Origin of the sequence: Paraburkholderia sp. RL17-373-BIF-A, from assembly GCF_046030175.1 — a bacterium.
Lineage (GTDB): Bacteria > Pseudomonadota > Gammaproteobacteria > Burkholderiales > Burkholderiaceae > Paraburkholderia.
Map to the genome: position 1 here is coordinate 291,373 of NZ_JARESO010000001.1, position 20,522 is coordinate 311,894.

Genomic DNA, 20,522 nt, shown 5'->3' on the forward strand with positions numbered 1-20,522 from the left:
GACTCGGGCCGGTGTCGGCTCGCGAGCCCTGAACAATCCGCTGAGATCGTGGAGGAACCTTGCAATGACTGATGCACTTGATGGCGTACGAGATCACTATTACGCGACCGGCCTGACCGACCGGTTGAAGATCGCGCTCGCAGTTTTTGGGCCGGAGGATCAGCAACTCACGCCGCAGCAACTAGGCGCCCTTGACCAGTTTCACACCCGTGGGCTTGCGGCCACCGCCGAACTTGCCAAACTCGCCGGGATCACCGCCGACATGGCGGTGCTGGACGTCGGTTCCGGCGTTGGCGGGCCGGCTCGTTTTCTGGCTGCAACCTATGGCTGCCGGGTGACGGGTATCGACCTGAGCGAACCGTTCGTGGATGCCGCACGCTATCTCACCCGACGCACAGGGCAGAGCGAACAGGTGTCGTTCCATGCCGCCAGCGCGCTGGACCTTCCCTTGGACGGCAGCCGCTTCGACGCCGTATTGCTGCAGCACGTCGCGATGAACATTGCCGAACGCGCACGGCTTTATCGGGAGATCCGACGCGTGCTGAAGCCATCCGGCCGGTTCGCGACGTTCGATGTCGTCGCAAACGGCAGCGAACCGTACTACCCGGTTCCCTGGGCGCGCACGTCGACAACAAGCTTTCTCCTGACTGCCGATGCAACGCGCGAGGCGATTGAACAGGCAGGCTTCCGCACGCTGGCATCGCAAAACGACACCGACGCCGCAAAGGCCTGGTTCACCCAACTGCGTGCGTCAGGACCACCGCCCTCGCCAAATCTCGGCGTGGTGATGGGGCCGGACTTCGCGCAGCTTTCCACCAACCTGGCGCGAAATCTCCTGGAAGGCCGACTCGGCATTCTCACCGCGGTGTTCGAGGCTGCATTGACCACGACCCGAATCAACCTGGAGAACCACTGATGACCGCCGCCTCTATTCCCGCCGGCATCGTCCTGCCGCGTCCCGCCTGGCGCAGCCTGCTTTGGCTGGTTCCGTTGACCGTGCTGTGGATTGCGTTGATCTACTGGAAGCCGATTATCCCAACCAGCGGCGTTGCGATCACCGCTCATCAGTTGATGGTCCATGGGCTTATTGCAGTCGGTTTGTGGCTCGGGCTCGAAAACGCGGAACTGACGCCGCGCCAACGCCGCACGACCTGGCTGGCGGTCATGATTCCAGACACGCTGTGGTTCGCTGTTGTCTGGAGCGCGGCGATCAATGGCGTCTTTCGCACGAGCGCCTCGGCGTTGCCGTTGTTGCCGTTGGCGATCTTCCTGCCCGTTATGCTCGGCGCGCCGCTGCTGCTGTTGTCGAGGCGGGTCGGGCAGGTGCTCGATGGAATGCCGGCGACCTGGCTTGTCGCTCTTCAGCTTTATCGGGTATTTGGCGGTTGGGCTCTCGCCGCCTGGCTGCATGGGGCGCTGCCAGGCGTGTTCGCGTTGCCGGCGGGCGTCGGCGATGTCTTGACCGGCCTGTTCGCCGTGCCGGCGGCAATCGCCGTGGCGAGCGGCACAGCTCAAGGGCGGAAGGCGGCGATCGGCTGGAACATCTTCGGCCTCGCCGATTTCGCCGTCGCGATTACCTTGGGGATGATCACTTCGCCTGGGCCCTTCCAGTTGCTCGTTCCGAGCGTGACGAGCATCGGCGCCGGCACTTATCCGGATGTGCTGACCCCTGCTTTCGTGGTCCCAGTTTCGATCCTGCTGCACGCGCTGTCGCTGCGGCAGTTGGTCCGACGACGCGCCGGCTGAGCTCCCGCCTGTCAGGTCGATAGATGCGGCAACTTGCCGGGCTCTCTAGATGTTGTGCGAGCCCGGTCCTGCTGTAGCAATGGGCATCCGTTCGTCCGTACGGTCAAACACCTTTTCCGGCTCGTCCGCCTCTTCCGGAGTCTCTTTATCCAGGACCCGGCGCATTCTGGGTTCGTCCAGTTCATGGGTCCACTTGGCGACCACCAACGTAGCCACAGCATTGCCGATGAAATTCGTCAACGCGCGCGCTTCGGACATGAAGCGGTCGATGCCGAGGATCAGCGCAAGGCCTGCAACGGGTACATGTCCGACCGCGGACAGCGTTGCCGCCAGCACGATGAACCCGCTGCCCGTAACGCCCGCAGCGCCTTTGGAGGTCAGCAGCAAGACGGCCAGCAAAGTGATCTGATGCGTGAGGTCAAGCGGCGTATTCGTCGCCTGGGCGATGAAGACGGCAGCCAGGGTGAGGTAGATCGACGTGCCATCGAGATTGAAAGAGTACCCGGTTGGAATGACTAGTCCGACCACGGACTTCTTCGCGCCGAGATTCTCCAGCTTCACCATGACACGAGGCAACGCTGCTTCCGACGAGGAGGTTCCAAGAACGATAAACAGTTCTTCCTTGAGGTATTTGATCAACTTCCACACGCTGAAGCCATGGAACCGGGCAATCAGTCCTAGCACGACGAAGATGAAGAACAGGCAGGTCGCATAGAACGTGAGCATCAGCATTCCAAGCGAGACCATGCTGCCGATGCCGTATTTGCCGATGGTAAAGGCCATCGCGCCAAAGGCGCCGATCGGCGCCGCTTTCATGATGAAGCCGACGATGCGGAAGAACACATGGGAGATCTTCTCGACGAAGTCGAATATCAATGTGCCTCTACCGCCGAACGAGTGCAACGCGAAGCCGAACATGAGCGCGAACAACAGAACCTGAAGTATCTCGCCCTTGGCGAACGCGTCGACCACGGTCGAGGGGATGATGTTCATCAGGAAGTCGGTCGTGCTCTCCATCTTCCGCCCGCTGGTGATCGTAGCCACGGCCTTCGCGTCCAGCGTCTTCGGGTCCACGTTCATGCCGGCGCCGGGCTGTACCAGGTTCACGATCACCAATCCGACCACCAGCGCGAGAGCGCTGACGATCTCGAAGTAGAGCAACGCCAATCCCCCGGTCTTGCCCACCTTCTTCATGTCTTCCATGCCGGCGATGCCGACGACCACCGTGCAGAAGATGATGGGGGCGATGATCATCTTGATCAGTTTGATGAAGGCGTCGCCGAGCGGCTTCATCGCCTCGCCAGTGTGCGGGGCGAAAATTCCCAACACAACGCCGGCGATGATCGCGACGATTACCTGAAAATAAAGTGATCGGTAAAGCGGTTTGTGCGAAGCCATTTGAGCTCCAAAACAATCACTTCAGTCGTCAATCAGAGCATTGTTTGACACGCCAGCGTGACCCGTATGACGGCGGGGAAGTATCCCGGCGCCGAACTGTGCGGCGCGGTCGTGACACCTGTGCATCCTGCGCAGATCGCGGGAACGGCTGGCTTATCCGGCAACCTGCGAATAACACTTACCAAAGTATTACAAAGCCTATGCTTCGCATCCGTCCGCGGCAACCGGGCAAACCCGAGCGTGCAGCGCAGCAAACCGTTTTGTGATCGAACGCTGTGACTGCGCCGGGTTTGATACGGGGCGAGGTTGCGAACCTCTGATTCGCGATTCAGCGCGCCATCGGAACGGGCCGGGGGGTGAATGGCCGTATCCGGCGTTCGTAGTGGCCCGCATGCGGTCGTTAGCGGCGGAGCGCGCTCGCAGCCGTCAGCGCTTGTCGGCGGGATCGCGTTTGAAGCCGGACAGCATCGCGCCGATCAGATTGTCACGTGTCCAGATGCTCATGACGACGGCCGCGAAGATATGGACGCACACGCAGACTTGCAGTGCGATTGACAAATACGTGTGAAGCTCATGCGGCCAGTCGTCACCCCAGAAGGCGTCGAGGCGCATCAGCCAGCCGCTTGCCGCCAGTGCGAGAATCAGCAGCCAGAGTGCGATCGCCATCAGGCCGCCGAGCGGATTGTGCGACAGATGACGCAGTGGCTTGCCGGCGCCCAGCGAGCGCACGTAGTCTTTCACACGCGCCGGCGTCGGCCACCAGGCGGAGAATCGCGCGTACGGCGTGCCGATAAACCCCCACACGATGCGACATGCAACGAGACCCGCAGCGATATATCCCAGTACCCGATGTGTCTGATCAGTCGGCCCGAACAGATTCCACACGACGATGCCCGCAACGGTCCAATGCGTGAATCGCACGCCCATGTCCCAGGTTTTGACGGGCATCGCGCGCGCCAGAGTTTAGTCGATCTCGGACTTCACGACGGCAAGCGTCTTGGTGTCGTAGTAGATCTCGACCTTTTTGCCCTCTTTGTTGTGGCCGTAGATTTCGTAGCAGTTGCCGTCGACCTTGAACTTCTTGATCTTATAGCCCTCTGCTTCGAGTTGAGCGCGCGCATCCGATTCCTTCATCCACTCGCTCTTCGGATGGGCCGGGCAATCGGCTTTAGCGAACGCCGTGCCGGAAACACCCAATGCGACACATAGCGCCAGGAACTTAAGCATCCATCATCTCATCTGCTGATTTGTCGAGCGCCCACTTTACGTCCAGCCAGATTGGATCGCAAGCTTATTGTAGGCTTCGAATGGAAGCTAACTAGCGTGGATCAAGGAAGCGCGGGGGTAGCGAGAAACACAAGTAACGGCTGCTGCGCACGCCCAATAGACTATGTCTAGCTCACCGACCAACAGGAGGATTGACTATGAAACTGACCGACTTCGATACGCTGACTTTCGACTGCTATGGCACGCTGATCGACTGGGAAACGGGCATCTTCGAAGGCTTGCGTCCTCTGCTCGAGCGCGTGAGTCCGCCGCTGACGCGGGATCAGGTTCTCGAAGCGCACGCGCGCCACGAGTCGTCGCAGCAGGCCTACACGCCCGCCAAGCGTTACCAGGAACTGCTTCCTATCGTGTACAAGCGACTGGCCGAAGAGTGGCAGGTGCCTTTCACGCACGAGGAGTGCGTCGCCTACGGCAAGTCCATACGTAACTGGCCGGCATTCGAGGACTCGGCGGCTGCGCTGCAGTACCTGAAGAAGTACTACAAGCTGGTGATCCTGTCGAACATCGACAATGAGAGCTTCACGCACAGCAACGTGAAGCTTCAGGTCGAATTCGACGCGATCATCACCGCGGAGGACGTCGGCTCCTATAAGCCGTCGCCGCGTAACTTCGAGTACATGCTGGACAAGCTGAGCGCACGCGGTATCGGGAAGGAGACGATTCTCCATACCGCGGAAAGTCTGTTTCACGACCACAAGCCCGCGAACGCGTTCGGGCTGGCATCGTGCTGGATCTATCGTCGCCATTCGCAGACCGGTTTCGGCGCGACGATGAACCCGGGCGAACAACCTGCCGTGAACTTCCGCTTCAACAGCATGGCAGACCTCGTGAAGGCTCACCAGGAAGCGCTGCTGCAGAAGTAAGCGACCTCCGTGATGCACCGGCGTTCATGTCGGTTTGATACGCCGCGCCGGTGGCGGCGATCTTCATTGCTCGCGATTTCACACTTGAAGAGATTCAGGGCGCCGCTTCGACGTTCGAGTTGGCTCGGCGCGTTTTACGCAGCTAGCGATGCTCAGATATCCTCTATGAGTTGGCAATCTCTCCGATTATCCATTCGCGGAAAGCAGCCACCAAGGGTCCATGGTCTCCATCGGGCAAGACCAGATGATAGGCATAGTCCTCGGGCCAATCAAAATCCCAAACCTTGACTATCCTGTTGTCGCCGAGGGCCGACGCTGCCATCGCTGCGGGGACGAGACCAGCCCCTTGTCCAGCAACAATCGCGGTTAGCATCATGGCGCAGTCATCGAACGCGGTTCCGCTTGGCAGGCTCATACCTTGCACGGATTGCGACTGAAACCAGAGATGCCAGTTCATTCGCTCGACCTCATGTAGGAGCGGCCAGCGCGTCAGATCCGAAGCCGTTTCGGGCATTCCGAACTGCGCGATCAAGGTCGGACTGGCGACCGGAATGAGATCCACCGCGCACAGCCGCTCGCGGTAGAACTTCCCGTGCTGCGCGGTGCCATGACGGATCGCTACGTCCATCACGTCGTGGGCAAAGTCGACGGGTTCCTTGCCGGTCATCACCCGGAGGTCGATGTTGCGATGTTTGTCGTGAAAGCTTTGGAGACGAGGAATCAGCCAGTAGGAGGCGAACGACGGCGTCACGCTGACTGTGAGCGTCCCCGTTTCCGCAATTTTGGCGATGCGGCGAGTTGCATCGCCAATCTGTTTGAACGCGTTTCGAATTGCCGGTAGATAGTCGACGCCCGCTTGGGTCAAACGAATACCCCGGTTGGCACGGACGAACAGCGCGACTCCAAGATAGCTCTCGAGGCCCTTCACCAGTTGGCTGACCGCTGCGGGAGTCACGCACAGTTCGTCGGCTGCCAGCTTGAGTGACAGATTACGCGCTGCTGCTTCAAACGCGCGAAGCCCATTCAATGGCGGTAGCCGCTTTTCCATAGATAAGAATTTCTAATCATTAACCTTCAGAAATGGTAACGCGTGACGGTTTCTGCCGCGAGTACAATTTCACCACGAAATCGGGAAAATTTCTGCTTCGAACGCATGGTGAGACGTAGGCGCTATTACGCCGGCGTTGGATCAGATTTTCTAATGAAAATTAGCAGTTTGCCCAAACCACTTGCGGAGCGGGTGATCGGCGCAAATGAGGGTGCTCATGATCGGGTGTGGACGTCGCAAACCCAGGCGGCTTAACTGAAGAGGTAGGCGCAGCGTTTAGTGCCGGAGGATGAAATTTTCATGTCGTTGAGAGTGATACAAAGTCCCATATCGGGGAGTGCTCGGATAGATGGTAAGAAGATCATCGTGCTCGGCTCCAACAACTACCGGGGTTTGGCAAACCACCCCGTTGTGCTGGCCGCGTTTCATGAGGGCTTGCGGCAATATGGCGCCGGCACCGGGATGAACCCGCCGCTTGCAACCACGAGCGCGCATCGGCGACTCGAAGAGGCTTTGGCCGAATTTCATCAGACCGAGGCGGCGGTGGTCTTCAATTCCTGTACGGCAGCTAATCTCGCTCTACTCGACACCGTTACGACCGCGGGTGATCTGATTTTCAGTGATGAGTTGAACCACGCGAGCATCATCGACGGGTGTCGATTAAGTCGGGCGCGAGTCGTGAGAGTGAAACACCGTAGCGTGGCGAGTTTTTCGCAGGCATTGGAACAATCGTCTTCAGGTGAACCGCAGCAACGCAAACTCTTTATTACCGATGGTGTTTTTAGCATGGAGGGATACACCGCGCCGCTACCTGAGTTTCTTGAAGCGACGACCCGTTCCAACACCATGTTCGCCCTCGATGAGAGCCACGCGGCGGGAGTGGTGGGCAACACGGGCCGAGGCAGTGCCGAACTCCATGACTGCATGGACAAAATTGACTATGTCACAGGGACGCTCTCGAAGGCGTTTGGCGCCGTCGGGGGAGGCTATATCTGCGCGAGCAATGAGCGCATCGCGGAACTCAAAGGGAAAGCGCGCTTGGCGCTTTTCAGCAGTTCGATAAGTCCGGCAGCGGCAGAAGCGGCGGCGGCCGCCGTTTCGCTGGCACGCTCGGATCTGGAGTCGCTGGAACGTATGCGCTACGTTGCCGAGAAATTTCGCAGCGGCGTAGCGCAACTCGGATTCAAGACGGTGAACAGCGAAAGCCCGATCACTCCGGTGCTGATCGGAGACGCCGAAATGACACAGGTGTTCTCGCAGTTGCTTGAGCAAGGGGGCGTCTACGTTCCTGCTTTGGCGTTTCCGGTCGTGCCCGAGGGTACGGCTCGCCTGCGCGCGCAGACATCCGCGGCACACGCGGACGACGATATTGACTTTGCGCTGAGCGTTTTCGAGCGCGTCGGCCGCGATCTGCGCCTCATCTAGCCGTAGAGGAATTCGATGCCCATTCAGACCATATCTTTATACAAAGGTCGTACTCCAGCGGAAAAGCGGCTTATTGCCGACTGTATTCAGGACGCGCTTTCTTTCGCTGGTTATCCCAGCAATGATCGCTTTCAGAAAATCCACGAGTACGAAGACGACGACTTCATTGTTGATCCCGTTTTCCCGAACTTCTCCGCGACACCGCGGACTCGCGACTTCGTGCTGGTTCAAATCTGGATTAGCACGGGTCGTCCTGACTCGATGAAGCACGACATGATCGAACAAATTCAGCACAACCTCGGCACTCGCGTTGGCTTGAACGCGGCCGACGTCATGGTCGTTCTCCAGGAAACGGCACGGGAGAATTCATCGCTGTATCGAGGAGTACCGCCGGAACTGTTGCCGCGTATTGTGCCGAGGGCCGGTAACGCACAGTAGTGGACTGTGTGCTGCGTCGACTTGATCGACGACATCAATATGGCACTAGAACACGCGGATCGCGCGCTGTATGCGGCGAAACTCGCCGGCAGGAACCGCGTCGTCTCGCGCGGCCAAGGGGGCATGCCTGAGCTTCGCGACGCGTAGCGAGGCGACGCGTGCGCCTCCAGCGCCGCGGCTCGCCGCGATTTCAGCGCGACAGCAGCGATACCGTCGCGATGCCGAGAATGGTCATCAGAAGCGAGGCGGCTACGTGAATCACGATCTCGCCCGCCGCCCAGCCGAGCCGGCCGTCCTGCAGGCGCTGCACCACTTCCGCTGAAAAAGTCGAGAAAGTCGACAGTCCACCCATCAGGCCGGTGATGACGAAGAGCCGCCATTCGGGCGCGATCTGCGGCGCCCGTGCGAAACCGGCGACCGCGACGCCGATGACGTAGCCGGCAATGACGTTGGCGGCGAATGTGCCGAGCGGCAAGCCGCTGAAGATGCCGTTCAGGCGGATGCCCAGAAACCAGCGGAACAACGAACCGAGCGCGCCGCCGATGCCGACAGCGAGAATGGACCAATACATGAGAGGAGGCCTGGCAAAACCGGCGTGTCGACAAACCGGACAGAGCGAGGAGCGCGATGCCGCCTCCGCGTTCATCCGGACGAAGCAGGCATCATCAGCCACGAGGGCGGTTAAAGGAGAATGCCATCTCCAGCGCAGAAGTCTAACATTGGCAGTGCATGTGGGGACAGGTCGGCGCGGTCACGGACGGGGCGCTGGCACGTGCTGACCGAAGCGATGCCACAGGTTCGGCGCCGGCGAGATTCGTGCGGCGGATCTCGCGCGCCGCCGGCGCTCCCCGTCGAACCTCACTCCGACGTCGCCGAAATCTTGTGAATCGACAGATCGGCGCCGTTGTACTCGTCTTCCTGATCGAGCCTCAGCCCGACCGTCAGCCGGATCGCACCGTACACGAGTGTGCCGCCGAGCGTCGCCACGACGATTCCGCCCAGCGTGCCCACCAGTTGCGCGCCGAACGAAACGCCGCCCAGGCCGCCGAGCGCGCGCAGGCCGAAGATGCCTGCCGCGATACCACCCCACGCGCCGCATAAACCGTGCAGCGGCCATACGCCCAGTACGTCGTCGATGCGCCAGCGGTTCTGCACGCAGGTGAACATATGAACGAACAGCACCCCGGCGATGCCGCCCGTCACCAGCGCGCCGAGCGGATGCATCACGTCGGAGCCGGCGCAAACCGCCACCAGTCCGGCAAGCGGCCCGTTGTACGTGAAGCCGGGGTCGTTGCGGCCTGCGAGCCACGCGGTCAGCGTGCCACCGACCATCGCCATCAGCGAATTGACGGCGACGAGGCCGCTAATCTTGTCGATGGTCTGCGCGCTCATCACGTTGAAGCCGAACCAGCCGACCGCCAGCACCCAGGCGCCCAGCGCGAGGAACGGAATATTCGACGGCGGATGCGCGGCAATGCCGCCGTCGCGGTGATAACGGCCATGGCGCGCGCCCAGCAGCAGCACGGCCGGTAACGCGACCCAACCGCCGAACGCATGCACGACGACCGAGCCGGCAAAGTCGTGGAAGGGCACACCGAACACGTGGGCGAGCCGGTCCTGGACGCCGAAGCGGTCGTTCCACGCGATCCCTTCGAAGAACGGATAGATGAAGCCGACCAGCACGAACGTCGCGAAGAGTTGCGGATTGAACTTCGAGCGCTCGGCGATACCGCCGGACACGATCGCCGGAATCGCGGCGGCGAACGTCAGCAGGAAGAAGAATCGCACCAGCGCGTACCCGTTATGAGCTGCCAGCGACTCGGCGCTGCCGAAGAACTGCACGCCGTACGCAATCGTGTAGCCGATAAAGAAATACGCGATCGTCGAGACCGAGAAGTCCACCAGAATCTTGACCAGCGCATTGACCTGATTCTTTTTGCGTACCGTGCCGAGTTCGAGAAACGCGAACCCTGCATGCATGGCCAGCACCATCGCGGCGCCGAGCAGAAGGAAGAGGGTGTCGGTGCCGGTTTTCAGACTTTCCATCGATGTGTCCTGCTTGTGCCAAAAAAGCGGGCAGTGAATGCAAGAAGTGGGCCAAACTTGTGCCGAAACGCGTCGACACGGTGCAAGCCGGCACCTGGATGGTATTCGGCGTGTATTTTGAGCAACGAGCCGTTAACCCGTCTGCACCTGAAACCGCACGAGAACGCACAAATAATGTGCATGAATTTTTCGTCGCGAACTGCGCGACCCAAAGCAGGGCGAATTATTCGGTTTGATTTACGTTTAATTCAAACGCCTGACGTTTTGCGTCCGCCCGTTGTGCACGTTGGCGGCGCATGCCTGGCCGATGGCGTGCCCTCTTTGTTTTCCTGCACAATCGCCGACATAATGTCCCGTCCCCGCGCATGATCTGCCGGGCCACCGACCTCCAATGCGCACGCATGAGACTGACCACTAAAGGGCTGTTGCTGATCGCGATTCCGGCCCTCTTCGAGTTGGCGCTATTGTCCGGACTGGTCAAGGCGCAAGCAGATGCGACACAGGCGGAGCGCTGGGCTATCCACAGCGAAGAGGTGCTGCGCCAGACCACCGCGATCCTCGATCCGGTGCTGGGCGAGTCGGTGGCGCTGCGCGGCGCGGTGCTCGCTAACGACGCCCGTTTCTCCACGCCGGTGACCGTTTGGATGGACGTCGACCGGCGCATCGATCAACTGGCCGAACTGGTCGCCGACAATCCGGCCCAAGTCGAACGCGTGGTTCAGGTGCGCCAGGCGGTGCAGGCTTACCGGCAATGGTCGGATCGCATTCAGGACATGCTGCATTCGGGCCGGCGGCGCGACGTGCTCGCGCGCTTCCGCGACCTCGCGCCGTCCGACGTGCTCGACCGGTTTCGTCAGCAACTCGCGGCGTTCCAGGCGGAAGAGCGGCGTCTCGACACACTACGTTCGAATGCCGCCGACGCCGCCCGCGAACGGCAGCAGACCCTGGTGGTCGCGGCCGTGTTCGGCTCCCTGCTGTTCGTGGCGCTGGCGGTCTGGTTGTTCACGCGCGGCGTGCGCGGGCGGCTCGCGGTCCTCGCCGACAACGCCGGGCGCCTCGCGGGCAATGAGCCGCTGGCGCCAATCGGCCCCGGACGCGACGAAATCGCGCGCCTCGATCTGACCTTGCACGAGACCAGCCGGCGCTTGCTCGAAGCCGAGCGCATCCAGGCGCGCTTCCGGGCCGACCTTGCGCGCCGTACCGGCGAACTGGCGCGGATCAACGAGACCTTGCGTCAGCAGACCCAGGAAAACGAAATGTTCATTTACAGCGTGTCGCACGATCTGCGTGCGCCGCTGGTGAACCTGCAAGGCTTCTCGAAGGAACTGATTCGCTCGTGCGACGAACTGCGCGCCGCGGTGCGCGAGTCGTCGCTTGCGGCCGAGACGCGGCAGCGCATCGAACGGGTGGTCGACGAGGACATCGGCGAAGCGCTGCACTATCTGCAGACGGCGGTGCTGCGCGCTTCGCACATCATCGACGCGCTGTTGCGCCTGTCGCGCGTGGGCCGCGTGGAATATCGGCAGCAGAAGGTCGAGGTGCGCGATATCGTGCCGCGCGTAGTCGATGCGATGCAAGGCTCGATCCGCGCGCGCCGTGCTCATGTCAGCGTGGATGAATTGCCCGCGGTGTGGGGCGACCCCACCGCGCTGGAACAGGTGTTCGCGAACCTGATCGGCAACGCGGTGAATTATCTGGACCCGTCGCGGGAAGGCAGGATCGAGATCGGTACGACGCCGGCGCCGCCGGGCGTGCACTCGCTGCGGATTTTCTACGTGCGGGACAACGGCCTGGGTATTCCGGCGGTCGCCTTGCCGCGGCTATTCAACGCGTTTCAGCGCTTGCACGGCAATGTGGCGGCGGGCGAGGGCATCGGCCTCGCGCTCGTGCGCCGCGTAGTGGAGCGGCATGGGGGACGTGTGTGGGCGGAGTCGAGAGAAGGCGTGGGCACGACGTTCTATCTGTCGCTGCCTGAAGCCGAAGCGCGGATCGCGCAACCGGCTGTCGGCACGCAAGCGCCACTGGAGGTGGCGAGTGTTCAAGCCATTCGGGATGCCCGCCCGGGGCTGGAAGATCGCGATCGAAAGAGTGGCAGCGGCAGCGCAGCGCATGCCGCGGATGCCCAGCCCGGCATCACTGCGCCGTAGCCGTTACGCGGTAAAGAGACGGCGTGGTTTGAGCATTCTGCTGCCGCGAATCGACCAGTAGCAGCCGAAGGCTATCAGGATCGCGACGCCCGTCAGGGCTTCCAGCGGCGCCGGGCGCAGACCGAGCAGGCCGTCGAGCGCAAAGAGGCCGCGCGCGGCGATCAGCAGCGCGGCCCATACCGAACACGCGGCTTGTGCCAGCATGCGCGTGCCTGCCAGACGACGCGCGCGGTTTTCGCGCGACCAGTTGGCCGGCGTACGTCCGCAGAAAAAGGCAATTGCCATCAACACGACGGCGAGAATGACGATCCAGTCGGTCAGTTGCATTGAAAAACTCTCCCAAGTCAGCCGGCGACTATAGGAAAGCCTTCCGCTACGTACTATCGGACTAGTCTCAAATAAGGGGAGCGTCGGCGAGCGCGAAGGCGCTCGCCGATGGATCAGCCAGACGGATCAGAGTTCGATGCGCGTGCCGAGCAGCACGAGGAATTGGCGCAGCCACTCGGGGTGCGCGGGCCACGCCGGCGCGGTGACGAAATTGGCGTCGGTGATCGCGGCGTCGACGGGAATGTCGGCGTATTCACCGCCTGCCAGCTTCACTTCGGGCGCGCAGGCCGGGTAGGCGGAAATGCGCTTGCCGCGGATCACGTCGGCGGCGGCCAGCAGTTGCGCGGCGTGACAGATAGCCGCGATCGGCTTGCCCGCTTCGGCGAATTGCCGCACGAGTTCGATTACCTTGTGATTGAGCCGCAGATACTCCGGCGCGCGGCCGCCGGCGATCGCGAGCGCGTCGTATTGGCGCGGGTCGGCGTCGTCGAAGGTGGCGTTGAGCGTGAATTGATGACCGGGCTTTTCAGTGTAGGTCTGATCGCCTTCGAAATCGTGAATCGCGGTCTTGATCCGGTCGCCGGCCTTCTTGTTCGGACAGACCGCGTCGACCACGTGGCCGACTGCCTGCAGCGCCTGAAACGGCACCATCGTTTCGTAATCCTCGGCGAAGTCGCCGGTCAGAAACAGAATCTTCTTTGCCGCCATCGTATGCCTCCAATTGATCAACGGAACACAGCGAATAATCTTTGACGCTCACGTCATTGACGTTCATAAGCTCAGGCAGTCTACTCCACTACGTTTGACAGAACCGCGACGGCTCACGCAATGGACACATTCGAATGGCGCGCGTTTCGCGCCGAAGATGCAGCAGCGCTCGCCGTGCTGTTTCGCGCGGCGATCAGCGCGCTTGCCGCCCCAGACTACGACGCGGCGGCGCGCGACGCATGGGCGTCGGCCGCCGACGACGTGCCGGCTTTTGCCGCAAGGCTCGCACGCGGCGTGACGCTGGTGGCTTGGCGCGAAGGCAGGCCGGCTGCGTTCGCACAGCTTTATCCAGCCGACCATGTCGAGATGCTGTATGTGGCGCCGGCTCATGCGCGGCAAGGCCTCGCGGCAGGCTTGCTGATGCGTCTCGAAGCCGCGGCGCGCGCGTCCGGCGCAACGAAACTCAGCGTCGACGTAAGCCTCAGCGCGCGCCGCAGCTTCGAGCGAGCGGGCTTCGAGATGCTCATTGAGGAGCGCGTGCAGCGCAACGGCGTATCATTGGCGCGTTTTCGCATGCGGAAGCCGCTCGACGCGGCTCACACTCAATCATGATTTCATCGATACGTTCATCTTTGCTGCGCCGTGCCGCGTTCGTGGCCATCGTGTTCGGCGGGCTTGCAGCCTGTCAGAAGAATGACGCGTCCGCCGGGCAGGTTGCCGGCAAGCTCAACGACGCAGCCCAGGTCGCCGGTCAGAAGCTCGATCAGGCCGCCAGCTACGTCGGCCAGCAGGTCGACGCGACCAAGTCCGCTGCGCAGCAGAACCTCGATTCCGCCTCGGCGCCCACGATCAATATCGACCCCAACGCACTGGCTTCGACCGCGCAGGCCAATCTGCAGAGCGCGGCGAGCGCCACCAATGCGCAACTCGGCAAGGCCGCGTCGCTGACCGGGCAAAGCCTCGAATCGGCGGGGCGCAAGCTCCAGGAATGGTCGGCGCAGAGTTCGGCATCGTCGACGAATGCTGCGGCTTCGTCGTCATCGGGCGAGTCGAGCGATGCACAGAAGCAGATGGACAAGTGATATGCCGGCCGGAGTGCGTCGTCGTTTGACAGTCGGATTAAATGTAACTACTATGGTTACACATTGTCGTCGCCGGGCGGGTTTGCTGTGAACACGAGTAGCCGGTTTGCATTCGCGGTGCATGTGCTCGCGCTGCTGTCGTTGCAGGAGGGCGCGCCGCTCTCGTCGGACATGATCGCGGGCAGCGTGAATACGAATCCCGCGCTGATCCGGCGGCTTCTGAGCATGCTGGCAGAGGCGGGGCTCACTACCTCGCAGCTCGGCGCGGGCGGCGGCGCGCTGCTGGCCCGAGCCCCTGACCAGATCACGCTGCTCGAGGTGTACCGTGCGGTAGACGACGCGCAGTTATTCGCGTTGCATCGCGAGGAGCCGAATCCGGCATGCATGGTCGGGCGCAACATCCAGGGCGTACTGCGCGGCATCATCGACGAAGCGCAGCAGGCCATGGAGGCCGCGCTCGGTGCGCGCACGCTGGCCGACGCCACAGCTGACGTGGTGCGTGCCGAGAAGCAGCGCGAACGCAAGAAGCGCTCGCACGGGTGACGTAGCAAAATAGCAGTACGGAAGGGCGCGTGGTGGTCGATCGAAGCACGCGCCGGGCAACGAACGGGGGCTCAAGCCCCTCTTTTTTCCGCGTTATATGTAATCGATGTGGTTACATATATGCTAACGACAGGAGCATTGAAAATGAGCAAACAGTTGAAGATCGCGTTGTTCGGCGCCACCGGCATGATTGGTTCGCGGATCGCCGCCGAAGCCGCCCGCCGCGGGCATCAGGTGACAGCTCTGGCGCGCAATCCGGCGCGCGTGCCGACCGATGTGGCGAACCTGAAAGCGGCGCAAGCCGATCTGCTCGACGCCGCGAGCGTCGGCGCGGCGGTGCGCGGCCACGACGTGGTGGCGAGCGCCTATGCGCCGCCGCCAGACGATCTCGCGGCGCTCGACAAGGCGACTCATGCGCTCGTCGAAGGCGTGCGCGCGGCGGGCCTGAAGCGCCTCGTCGTGGTGGGCGGCGCGGGTTCGCTCGAAGTGGCGCCGGGCAAGCAACTGGTCGATACGGAAGGCTTTCCGGACGCCTACAAGCCGATCGCGCTCGCGCATCGGAAGGTATTCGACTACTACCGCGGCGTGACCGACCTCGACTGGACTTGCTTCGCGCCGGCCGCGATCATCGCGCCGGGCGAGCGCACCGGCAAATTCCGCACGGGCGCGAACACGCTGCTGGCCGACGCCGAGGGCAATAGCCGCATTTCCGCCGAAGATTACGCGATTGCCTTCGTCGATGAACTGGAGCAGGGCCATTTCATCCGTCAGATCGCGACCGTCGCCTATTGAGCGTGAAACGAGGCTGAACCGGCCGCGCGCGGCCGTTACAAGCGCGACGTCAGGACCCACGCGCGGTCCTCACAACGTTTGAGCGCGCGCAAGCGTCCTAACATTCGGTTACGCAAGTTCGGTCGCTCCCGATAAAACTGCGGATACACTGGCGTCTCCCGTTTTCTTACGGATTGCCATGCAGTCATGCCCGTTGCGGCGTGAGTCCGAGGCTGCGCCGTCCAACGGCGGGCAGCCGGCGACCCACGCCGTCTTTCATTTTTCTTCCGACCGTGCCGCATGCGACGCCCGTCGCGGCGCGCGCCCGCAACTCGCCGCGCGGCTCGGCGCATGGGCGGCCGCGGTCTTTGTCGCGCTGATCCTGTGTGTCGGCTGGCTGCCCGCGAAGGCGCTTGCCGCCGGCGCTGCCACCGGCACGCCCGTCATTCCGGCCTTGCAGAGCCTGATCAACAGTGCGACGGTGACGGCGACGCCCGCGTCTTCGGCCTCGGGCGCTTCGGCGGCGGAGGCGGCGTCCGCGCCGTCGCCGGCGAGTCAGGCGGAACTGGCGCGCTCGCTCGACAGCGTGATCTCCACGCTCGACAACGACCGCCAACGCACCGCGCTCGTCGCCCAGCTCAAAAAATTGCGCGACGTCTCGCAAACGGTCGCGCCGCCCGTGCCCGCACAGCCGAGCCCGGGCTTGCTCGGCGCGATCGCGTCGGGCATCGCGTCGTTCGAATCCGATGTGCATCAGGGCCGCACGCCGGTCCGCTATTGGGGCGGCCGCTTCAACGCGGCCGGCAATGAGCTCTACACGATCATCTCGGGGCAGGGGCACGAGAGCTTCGGCCGCATTCTGTTTTCCATGTTCGCGATGCTGGCCGGCTGGGGCGCATGCGCCGGCGCGCTGATCTATGTGCAGCACCGGCTGTACCGGCGCTTCGGCATCGTCATGGGACTCCAGCCGAATCCCACCACGCGCGAACTGTTGATTTTCGCGCTGCGCCGTGTCGGACCCTGGATCATCGCCTTCCTGGCCGCGCTATTGTTCGTGCGCGCCATGCCCGATGCGCTTGGCCGCACGCTCGGCATGGTGGTCGCGTATGCGATCGTCGCGGGGGCGGTGTTTTCGGCGATCTGTCTGATCATGTTTTCGCTGTTCGGCTCGGGGCATCGGCGGATCGCGGTGCGCCTGCTGATCGATCATGCGCGGCGCGTGCTGTTCGTGGTCGGCGTGTGCGGTGCGCTCGGCGACGCCGCCGTCAATTACGACGTCGCGCATCAGCTCGGCTCGAACCTCGCCGCGTTGATTTCGACGGCGGCCAACATGACGGCCGCCGTCCTCACCGGCTATTTCGCGCTCGCGTTTCGCCGGCCGGTCGCGCATCTGATTCGCAACCGGCCTTACGAACAGCGCACCAATCACAAGGCCGCGACCGACGCCTTCGAAGTGCTCGCCGCGTTGTGGCACGTGCCCGTGCTGGTGCTCGCTACCGCGTCGGTGGTCGCCACGCTCGGCGGTTCGGGTTCGAGCGAAAACGTGCTGCAGATTTCGGTGGTGACCGCGGCTCTGCTGGTGCTGGCGTTCTTCCTGTCGGCTATCGTGTTGCGCCTGACGCGTCCGCGCAGTGCGCGCGCGCGTCGCCGCTCGCCGTATCTCACGCGCTTGCTGCGCTTTTTCGGCACGCTGGTGACGCTCTTCATCTGGCTGTTTTTCTTCGAACTCGCGGCGCGTTTGTGGGGTGTGTCACTCGCCGCGGTGATCGAGGAAAACGTCGCGGCGCGCGGTATCGCGCACGCGGTGACGGCGATCGTCGCCACCGTGTTCATTGCCTGGCTGCTGTGGATTCTGGTCGACACGGCGATCACCGAGGCACTCAATCCGGCCGGGCCGCGCAACAAGGCGCGCGCGCCGAGCATGCGCGCCCGCACGATGCTGCCGCTGGTGCGCAACGTGCTGCTGGTCTCGATCATGACGATCGCCGGCATCGTCACGGCGGCGAATCTCGGCATCAATGTCACGCCGCTGCTGGCGGGCGCCGGCGTGATCGGCCTCGCAATCGGCTTCGGCGCGCAGTCGCTCGTGACCGACCTGATCACGGGGCTGTTCATCATCATCGAGGATACGATTTCGGTGGGCGACTGGATCGACGTGGACGGCGGCCATGCGGGCACGGTCGAGCATCTGTCGATCCGTACGGTGCGGTTGCGCGACGGCCAGGGCGCGATTCACGCGATTCCGTTTTCGCAGATCAAGATCGTCAAGAACCTGTCGCGCGACTTCGCCTATGCGGTGTTCGAAGTGCGCATGTCGTTCTCCACCGACGTCGATCAGATCACGCAACTGATTCGCGAGGTCGGCGCCGATCTGATGGCCGACTTCCGTTACCGCCGTGAGATGCTCGGACCGATCGAGGTGTGGGGACTGGACCGTTTCGATCCGAACTGGATGGTCGTGAAAGGGCAGATCAAGACGCGGCCGTTGCAGCAGTGGAGCGTGGCGCGCGCCTTCAATCTGCGTCTGAAGCGCAAGATGGACGAAGCCGGCATCGAGATTCCGGTGCCGCAGATGCGTGTGTACACGTCGTCGAAGGATAGCGAAGGGCAGCCTTTGCAGGACGACGAGGTGTCGGGATTCGCTCCGCACCCGCACGAGCATGCGCAGACCGCAGCGGCGTCGGCGGCGCGGGCCGTGCATGCGCCGCTGGCCATGGCGCGCGATGTGTCGCATGAACCGCGGCCGGCGCCGCCGCCGACCGGGCAAACCGCGCCGATTCCGCCGCAGATTCCGACGGCAGGCGAGGTGAGCGGGAAGACTTGATGGCGCACGCGGTGCGTGGCTCTTGCGGGAGGGCGCGAGGCGTCGGCCTCGCGCGTCACTGCGTCACTAGATCGTCAGGCACGGAGTGCGGGGCAGCCGCGCTGCCTCGTTTCAGGTCAGCGCCGGCACATCCGCCGCGCGCACGATGTCGTTGACGTGCGTCGCGATCTGCGCGCCCGCGACGCCGTAAATATGCAGCGAAACGGCCGGGGCATCGCTGCGATTACCCAACTGATGAATCCCGCCGCGGCCGCCTCGCACGAACGACACCGCGCCAGCGTTGCGCGCTTGCGTACGCGTGGCGCTCGCGCAATGCTGCGCGCCGTTCCATTCGAAAACTGTCTCGCTCAGCGCGCCATCCACCACCGCATAACCGCACCAGGTGTGATGCGCGTGCACGGGGCTCGCCTGTTGCGGCAGCCACACCAGCGCCGCGATCGCATAACGGCCGTGCGGATCGGCAGCCAGCAGATGGCGCCGGTACTTCTCGAGCGAGCCCTCGCGTTGCGCCGCCGTGAGCAAATCGGGGTTTGCCGCGGCGTCGGCGAGCGCGGTGCGCATGCTGCGGGCGAAGAATGACGAATCCGACGGTTCGGGAGAATGGGCGCAGGCGTCGAAGATCGCATCCAGGGCACCGCACAGACGCGTGAGCGGCGCGTTGCGTCCGGCGCGCAATAGCATGTCCACCGGCTCACGCGAACCCGTCTGAGCCGTTTTAACAGGCTGCACGCGTTGGGCTGGGAGGCCTTCGAGGGACGCAGAGCGGAGGTCTTGACTCATGATCGTTGGGCAGCGGCAGGCTGCTTATCGGTTATTTTCGGATAGCGATATTTATACCGGTTTGCCCGGAGAAAGAGTTTCCATATAATTCCCCTTGGAATCTGAAAAGTAGAATAATTTCCTATGGGGGTGTCACGATGGGAATGGATATCATCGACCGGAAGCTGCTGGAGTTGCTGCAGGAGGACGCGACCATGCCGATCGCCGAACTGGCGCAACGCGTGAATCTGTCGCAAACGCCTTGCTGGAAGCGGCTGCAGCGTCTGAAAGAGGCGGGCGTGATCCGCGCGCAGGTCGCGCTTTGCGACGCGCGCAAACTCGGCGTGGGCACGACGGTGTTCGTCGCGGTACGCACCAACCAGCACACGGAGGAGTGGGCGCGAACCTTTACGCATGCCGTGCAGGAGATTCCGGAAGTGGTGGAGGTGTACCGGATGAGCGGCGAAACCGATTACCTGCTGCGCGTGGTGGTGTCCGATATCGACGACTACGACCGCGTCTACAAGCTGCTAATCGCCGCCGTGCCGCTGTACGACGTGAGTTCGAGTTTTGCGATGGAGCAGATCAAGTATTCGACGGCGCTGCCGGTCAGGCCCGCCGTGGTGAGGTAGGGGGAAAGGCGGCGGGTGCATCGTTTGCCGTTCGTCAGACAGCGAACCGTACGGCACGCCTGGTCAGCCGTTGAAGCTTCCGGCAAGCTCGCGCGCCTATGCCACCGAGCATGCCCACTGCAAGCCGTGTGCAAGCTCAGTGGGCGTAGAATGCCGCCTTCCCAGACACCATCCGCGACTGCCTCGCGAACCGAGCCCGCCTCATGAACAAACCGCCGCGCAAGAAGAACCCGACCTTTGGCATTGCCGTCTTCATCGTGGTCGCGGTATTGCTGGTGATCGCCACACTCTTCTATAACGCCATCAAGGAAAAGCACGATTTCGAGAGCCAGAACGCACCGGCGCCGTCGATTTCGTCCGAAGCGGCGGCAGCGGCCAACGCCGCGAAGCCGGCAAGCGGCGTGGCTCAGTAAGACAGCGCGTACATCGGTTGGAGCGTCGCGCTCAATGTGCCGGCGAGACGCTCGCCGTCATGCAG

At 62.7% G+C, this 20,522-nt stretch carries 22 protein-coding genes and 1 riboswitch; of the genes, 13 read left to right on the forward strand and 9 right to left on the reverse strand.

Translation table 11 applies throughout. The annotated features are described in order from the left end of the window. Positions 1 to 64: 64 nt before the first annotated feature. Both P0D80_RS01270 and P0D80_RS01275 read left to right on the forward strand, forming a co-directional pair. Positions 65 to 916, forward strand: coding sequence for an SAM-dependent methyltransferase (locus tag P0D80_RS01270; protein ID WP_408179231.1), 852 nt, complete (start codon positions 65 to 67; stop codon positions 914 to 916). Beyond that, on the forward strand, positions 916 to 1,746 hold the full coding sequence (locus P0D80_RS01275; protein ID WP_408179230.1) for a DUF8737 domain-containing protein: 831 nt from the start codon (positions 916 to 918) through the stop codon (positions 1,744 to 1,746). The genes P0D80_RS01270 and P0D80_RS01275 overlap by 1 nt, the downstream gene beginning before the upstream one ends. A gap of 45 nt (positions 1,747 to 1,791) precedes the next feature. Here the strand turns inward: P0D80_RS01275 and P0D80_RS01280 are convergent, their stop codons facing one another. From P0D80_RS01280 to P0D80_RS01290, 3 genes are all read right to left on the reverse strand, one after another. Further along, on the reverse strand, positions 1,792 to 3,144 hold the full coding sequence (locus P0D80_RS01280; RefSeq protein WP_132374982.1) for a dicarboxylate/amino acid:cation symporter: 1,353 nt from the start codon (positions 3,142 to 3,144) through the stop codon (positions 1,792 to 1,794). Between the two features lie 426 nt (positions 3,145 to 3,570). Beyond that, complete coding sequence (locus tag P0D80_RS01285) at positions 3,571 to 4,092, reverse strand: cytochrome b/b6 domain-containing protein (protein ID WP_408280403.1); 522 nt, start codon at positions 4,090 to 4,092, stop codon at positions 3,571 to 3,573. A 15-nt stretch (positions 4,093 to 4,107) separates the two neighbouring features. Beyond that, positions 4,108 to 4,371 carry a PepSY domain-containing protein gene (locus P0D80_RS01290; RefSeq protein WP_132374980.1) on the reverse strand — a complete coding sequence of 88 codons (264 nt, stop codon included), beginning with the start codon at positions 4,369 to 4,371 and terminating at the stop codon, positions 4,108 to 4,110. Positions 4,372 to 4,568: 197 nt separating this feature from the next. Here P0D80_RS01290 and P0D80_RS01295 point away from each other — a divergent pair, with 197 nt between their 5' ends. Beyond that, on the forward strand, positions 4,569 to 5,294 hold the full coding sequence (locus tag P0D80_RS01295) for a haloacid dehalogenase type II (protein ID WP_408280405.1): 726 nt from the start codon (positions 4,569 to 4,571) through the stop codon (positions 5,292 to 5,294). A gap of 163 nt (positions 5,295 to 5,457) precedes the next feature. Here the strand turns inward: P0D80_RS01295 and gcvA are convergent, their stop codons facing one another. Next, positions 5,458 to 6,342 (reverse strand): transcriptional regulator GcvA, encoded by an 885-nt coding sequence (gcvA, locus tag P0D80_RS01300; RefSeq protein ID WP_408280408.1) that lies wholly within the window; start codon positions 6,340 to 6,342, stop codon positions 5,458 to 5,460. A 366-nt stretch (positions 6,343 to 6,708) separates the two neighbouring features. Between gcvA and P0D80_RS01305 the strand changes: the two genes are divergently transcribed. Both P0D80_RS01305 and P0D80_RS01310 read left to right on the forward strand, forming a co-directional pair. After that, complete coding sequence (locus tag P0D80_RS01305) at positions 6,709 to 7,767, forward strand: aminotransferase class I/II-fold pyridoxal phosphate-dependent enzyme (RefSeq protein WP_408280412.1); 1,059 nt, start codon at positions 6,709 to 6,711, stop codon at positions 7,765 to 7,767. 15 nt (positions 7,768 to 7,782) lie between these two features. Beyond that, positions 7,783 to 8,205, forward strand: a complete 423-nt coding sequence (locus P0D80_RS01310) for a tautomerase family protein (protein WP_132374976.1) — start codon at positions 7,783 to 7,785, stop codon at positions 8,203 to 8,205. A 190-nt stretch (positions 8,206 to 8,395) separates the two neighbouring features. Here the strand turns inward: P0D80_RS01310 and crcB are convergent, their stop codons facing one another. After that, positions 8,396 to 8,776, reverse strand: a complete 381-nt coding sequence (crcB, locus tag P0D80_RS01315) for a fluoride efflux transporter CrcB (protein ID WP_132374975.1) — start codon at positions 8,774 to 8,776, stop codon at positions 8,396 to 8,398. Between the two features lie 78 nt (positions 8,777 to 8,854). Further along, positions 8,855 to 8,916, reverse strand: a riboswitch (Fluoride riboswitch). A gap of 147 nt (positions 8,917 to 9,063) precedes the next feature. Then, positions 9,064 to 10,251 (reverse strand): ammonium transporter, encoded by a 1,188-nt coding sequence (locus tag P0D80_RS01320; RefSeq protein WP_408179223.1) that lies wholly within the window; start codon positions 10,249 to 10,251, stop codon positions 9,064 to 9,066. A gap of 401 nt (positions 10,252 to 10,652) precedes the next feature. Here P0D80_RS01320 and P0D80_RS01325 point away from each other — a divergent pair, with 401 nt between their 5' ends. After that, complete coding sequence (locus P0D80_RS01325) at positions 10,653 to 12,398, forward strand: sensor histidine kinase (protein WP_408280416.1); 1,746 nt, start codon at positions 10,653 to 10,655, stop codon at positions 12,396 to 12,398. Positions 12,399 to 12,401: 3 nt separating this feature from the next. Here the strand turns inward: P0D80_RS01325 and P0D80_RS01330 are convergent, their stop codons facing one another. Together P0D80_RS01330 and P0D80_RS01335 are read right to left on the reverse strand one after the other, a co-directional pair. Next, on the reverse strand, positions 12,402 to 12,725 hold the full coding sequence (locus P0D80_RS01330) for a hypothetical protein (protein ID WP_408179221.1): 324 nt from the start codon (positions 12,723 to 12,725) through the stop codon (positions 12,402 to 12,404). A gap of 126 nt (positions 12,726 to 12,851) precedes the next feature. Next, complete coding sequence (locus P0D80_RS01335) at positions 12,852 to 13,433, reverse strand: DJ-1/PfpI family protein (RefSeq protein ID WP_132374971.1); 582 nt, start codon at positions 13,431 to 13,433, stop codon at positions 12,852 to 12,854. 120 nt (positions 13,434 to 13,553) lie between these two features. Between P0D80_RS01335 and P0D80_RS01340 the strand changes: the two genes are divergently transcribed. From P0D80_RS01340 to P0D80_RS01360, 5 genes are all read left to right on the forward strand, one after another. Then, positions 13,554 to 14,045, forward strand: a complete 492-nt coding sequence (locus tag P0D80_RS01340) for a GNAT family N-acetyltransferase (protein WP_408280419.1) — start codon at positions 13,554 to 13,556, stop codon at positions 14,043 to 14,045. Then, positions 14,042 to 14,515 carry a BCAL1086 family glycoprotein gene (locus P0D80_RS01345; protein WP_132374969.1) on the forward strand — a complete coding sequence of 158 codons (474 nt, stop codon included), beginning with the start codon at positions 14,042 to 14,044 and terminating at the stop codon, positions 14,513 to 14,515. The genes P0D80_RS01340 and P0D80_RS01345 overlap by 4 nt, the downstream gene beginning before the upstream one ends. An 87-nt stretch (positions 14,516 to 14,602) precedes the next feature. After that, positions 14,603 to 15,058 carry an Rrf2 family transcriptional regulator gene (locus tag P0D80_RS01350; RefSeq protein ID WP_408280423.1) on the forward strand — a complete coding sequence of 152 codons (456 nt, stop codon included), beginning with the start codon at positions 14,603 to 14,605 and terminating at the stop codon, positions 15,056 to 15,058. 144 nt (positions 15,059 to 15,202) lie between these two features. After that, positions 15,203 to 15,850, forward strand: a complete 648-nt coding sequence (locus P0D80_RS01355) for an NAD(P)-dependent oxidoreductase (protein ID WP_408280425.1) — start codon at positions 15,203 to 15,205, stop codon at positions 15,848 to 15,850. Positions 15,851 to 16,028: 178 nt separating this feature from the next. Next, on the forward strand, positions 16,029 to 18,653 hold the full coding sequence (locus P0D80_RS01360) for a mechanosensitive ion channel domain-containing protein (protein WP_408280427.1): 2,625 nt from the start codon (positions 16,029 to 16,031) through the stop codon (positions 18,651 to 18,653). 111 nt (positions 18,654 to 18,764) lie between these two features. On the opposite strand, the gene P0D80_RS01365 is transcribed toward P0D80_RS01360, so the two are convergent. Continuing rightward, positions 18,765 to 19,334, reverse strand: a complete 570-nt coding sequence (locus P0D80_RS01365) for a cysteine dioxygenase family protein (protein WP_408280664.1) — start codon at positions 19,332 to 19,334, stop codon at positions 18,765 to 18,767. 236 nt (positions 19,335 to 19,570) lie between these two features. Between P0D80_RS01365 and P0D80_RS01370 the strand changes: the two genes are divergently transcribed. Continuing rightward, positions 19,571 to 20,044: an Lrp/AsnC family transcriptional regulator gene (locus P0D80_RS01370; RefSeq protein WP_132376926.1), complete on the forward strand. Its 474-nt coding sequence runs from the start codon at positions 19,571 to 19,573 to the stop codon at positions 20,042 to 20,044. A 203-nt stretch (positions 20,045 to 20,247) separates the two neighbouring features. After that, positions 20,248 to 20,457 carry a hypothetical protein gene (locus tag P0D80_RS01375; protein ID WP_408175779.1) on the forward strand — a complete coding sequence of 70 codons (210 nt, stop codon included), beginning with the start codon at positions 20,248 to 20,250 and terminating at the stop codon, positions 20,455 to 20,457. Positions 20,458 to 20,522: the final 65 nt, after the last annotated feature.

Bases quoted from the DNA above. Each gene is read 5' to 3' on its own strand.
- P0D80_RS01330 (WP_408179221.1), bottom strand. From the start codon at position 12,725: ATGCAACTGACCGACTGGATCGTCATTCTCGCCGTCGTGTTGATGGCA.
- P0D80_RS01375 (WP_408175779.1), top strand. From the start codon at position 20,248: ATGAACAAACCGCCGCGCAAGAAGAACCCGACCTTTGGCATTGCCGTC.
- P0D80_RS01295 (WP_408280405.1), top strand. From the start codon at position 4,569: ATGAAACTGACCGACTTCGATACGCTGACTTTCGACTGCTATGGCACG.
- crcB (WP_132374975.1), bottom strand. From the start codon at position 8,776: ATGTATTGGTCCATTCTCGCTGTCGGCATCGGCGGCGCGCTCGGTTCG.
- P0D80_RS01275 (WP_408179230.1), top strand. From the start codon at position 916: ATGACCGCCGCCTCTATTCCCGCCGGCATCGTCCTGCCGCGTCCCGCC.
- P0D80_RS01285 (WP_408280403.1), bottom strand. From the start codon at position 4,092: ATGCCCGTCAAAACCTGGGACATGGGCGTGCGATTCACGCATTGGACC.
- P0D80_RS01280 (WP_132374982.1), bottom strand. From the start codon at position 3,144: ATGGCTTCGCACAAACCGCTTTACCGATCACTTTATTTTCAGGTAATC.
- P0D80_RS01320 (WP_408179223.1), bottom strand. From the start codon at position 10,251: ATGGAAAGTCTGAAAACCGGCACCGACACCCTCTTCCTTCTGCTCGGC.
- P0D80_RS01335 (WP_132374971.1), bottom strand. From the start codon at position 13,433: ATGGCGGCAAAGAAGATTCTGTTTCTGACCGGCGACTTCGCCGAGGAT.
- P0D80_RS01340 (WP_408280419.1), top strand. From the start codon at position 13,554: ATGGACACATTCGAATGGCGCGCGTTTCGCGCCGAAGATGCAGCAGCG.
- P0D80_RS01360 (WP_408280427.1), top strand. From the start codon at position 16,029: ATGCAGTCATGCCCGTTGCGGCGTGAGTCCGAGGCTGCGCCGTCCAAC.
- P0D80_RS01325 (WP_408280416.1), top strand. From the start codon at position 10,653: ATGAGACTGACCACTAAAGGGCTGTTGCTGATCGCGATTCCGGCCCTC.
- P0D80_RS01310 (WP_132374976.1), top strand. From the start codon at position 7,783: ATGCCCATTCAGACCATATCTTTATACAAAGGTCGTACTCCAGCGGAA.
- P0D80_RS01355 (WP_408280425.1), top strand. From the start codon at position 15,203: ATGAGCAAACAGTTGAAGATCGCGTTGTTCGGCGCCACCGGCATGATT.
- P0D80_RS01290 (WP_132374980.1), bottom strand. From the start codon at position 4,371: ATGCTTAAGTTCCTGGCGCTATGTGTCGCATTGGGTGTTTCCGGCACG.
- P0D80_RS01270 (WP_408179231.1), top strand. From the start codon at position 65: ATGACTGATGCACTTGATGGCGTACGAGATCACTATTACGCGACCGGC.
- P0D80_RS01365 (WP_408280664.1), bottom strand. From the start codon at position 19,334: ATGCTATTGCGCGCCGGACGCAACGCGCCGCTCACGCGTCTGTGCGGT.
- P0D80_RS01370 (WP_132376926.1), top strand. From the start codon at position 19,571: ATGGGAATGGATATCATCGACCGGAAGCTGCTGGAGTTGCTGCAGGAG.
- gcvA (WP_408280408.1), bottom strand. From the start codon at position 6,342: ATGGAAAAGCGGCTACCGCCATTGAATGGGCTTCGCGCGTTTGAAGCA.
- P0D80_RS01345 (WP_132374969.1), top strand. From the start codon at position 14,042: ATGATTTCATCGATACGTTCATCTTTGCTGCGCCGTGCCGCGTTCGTG.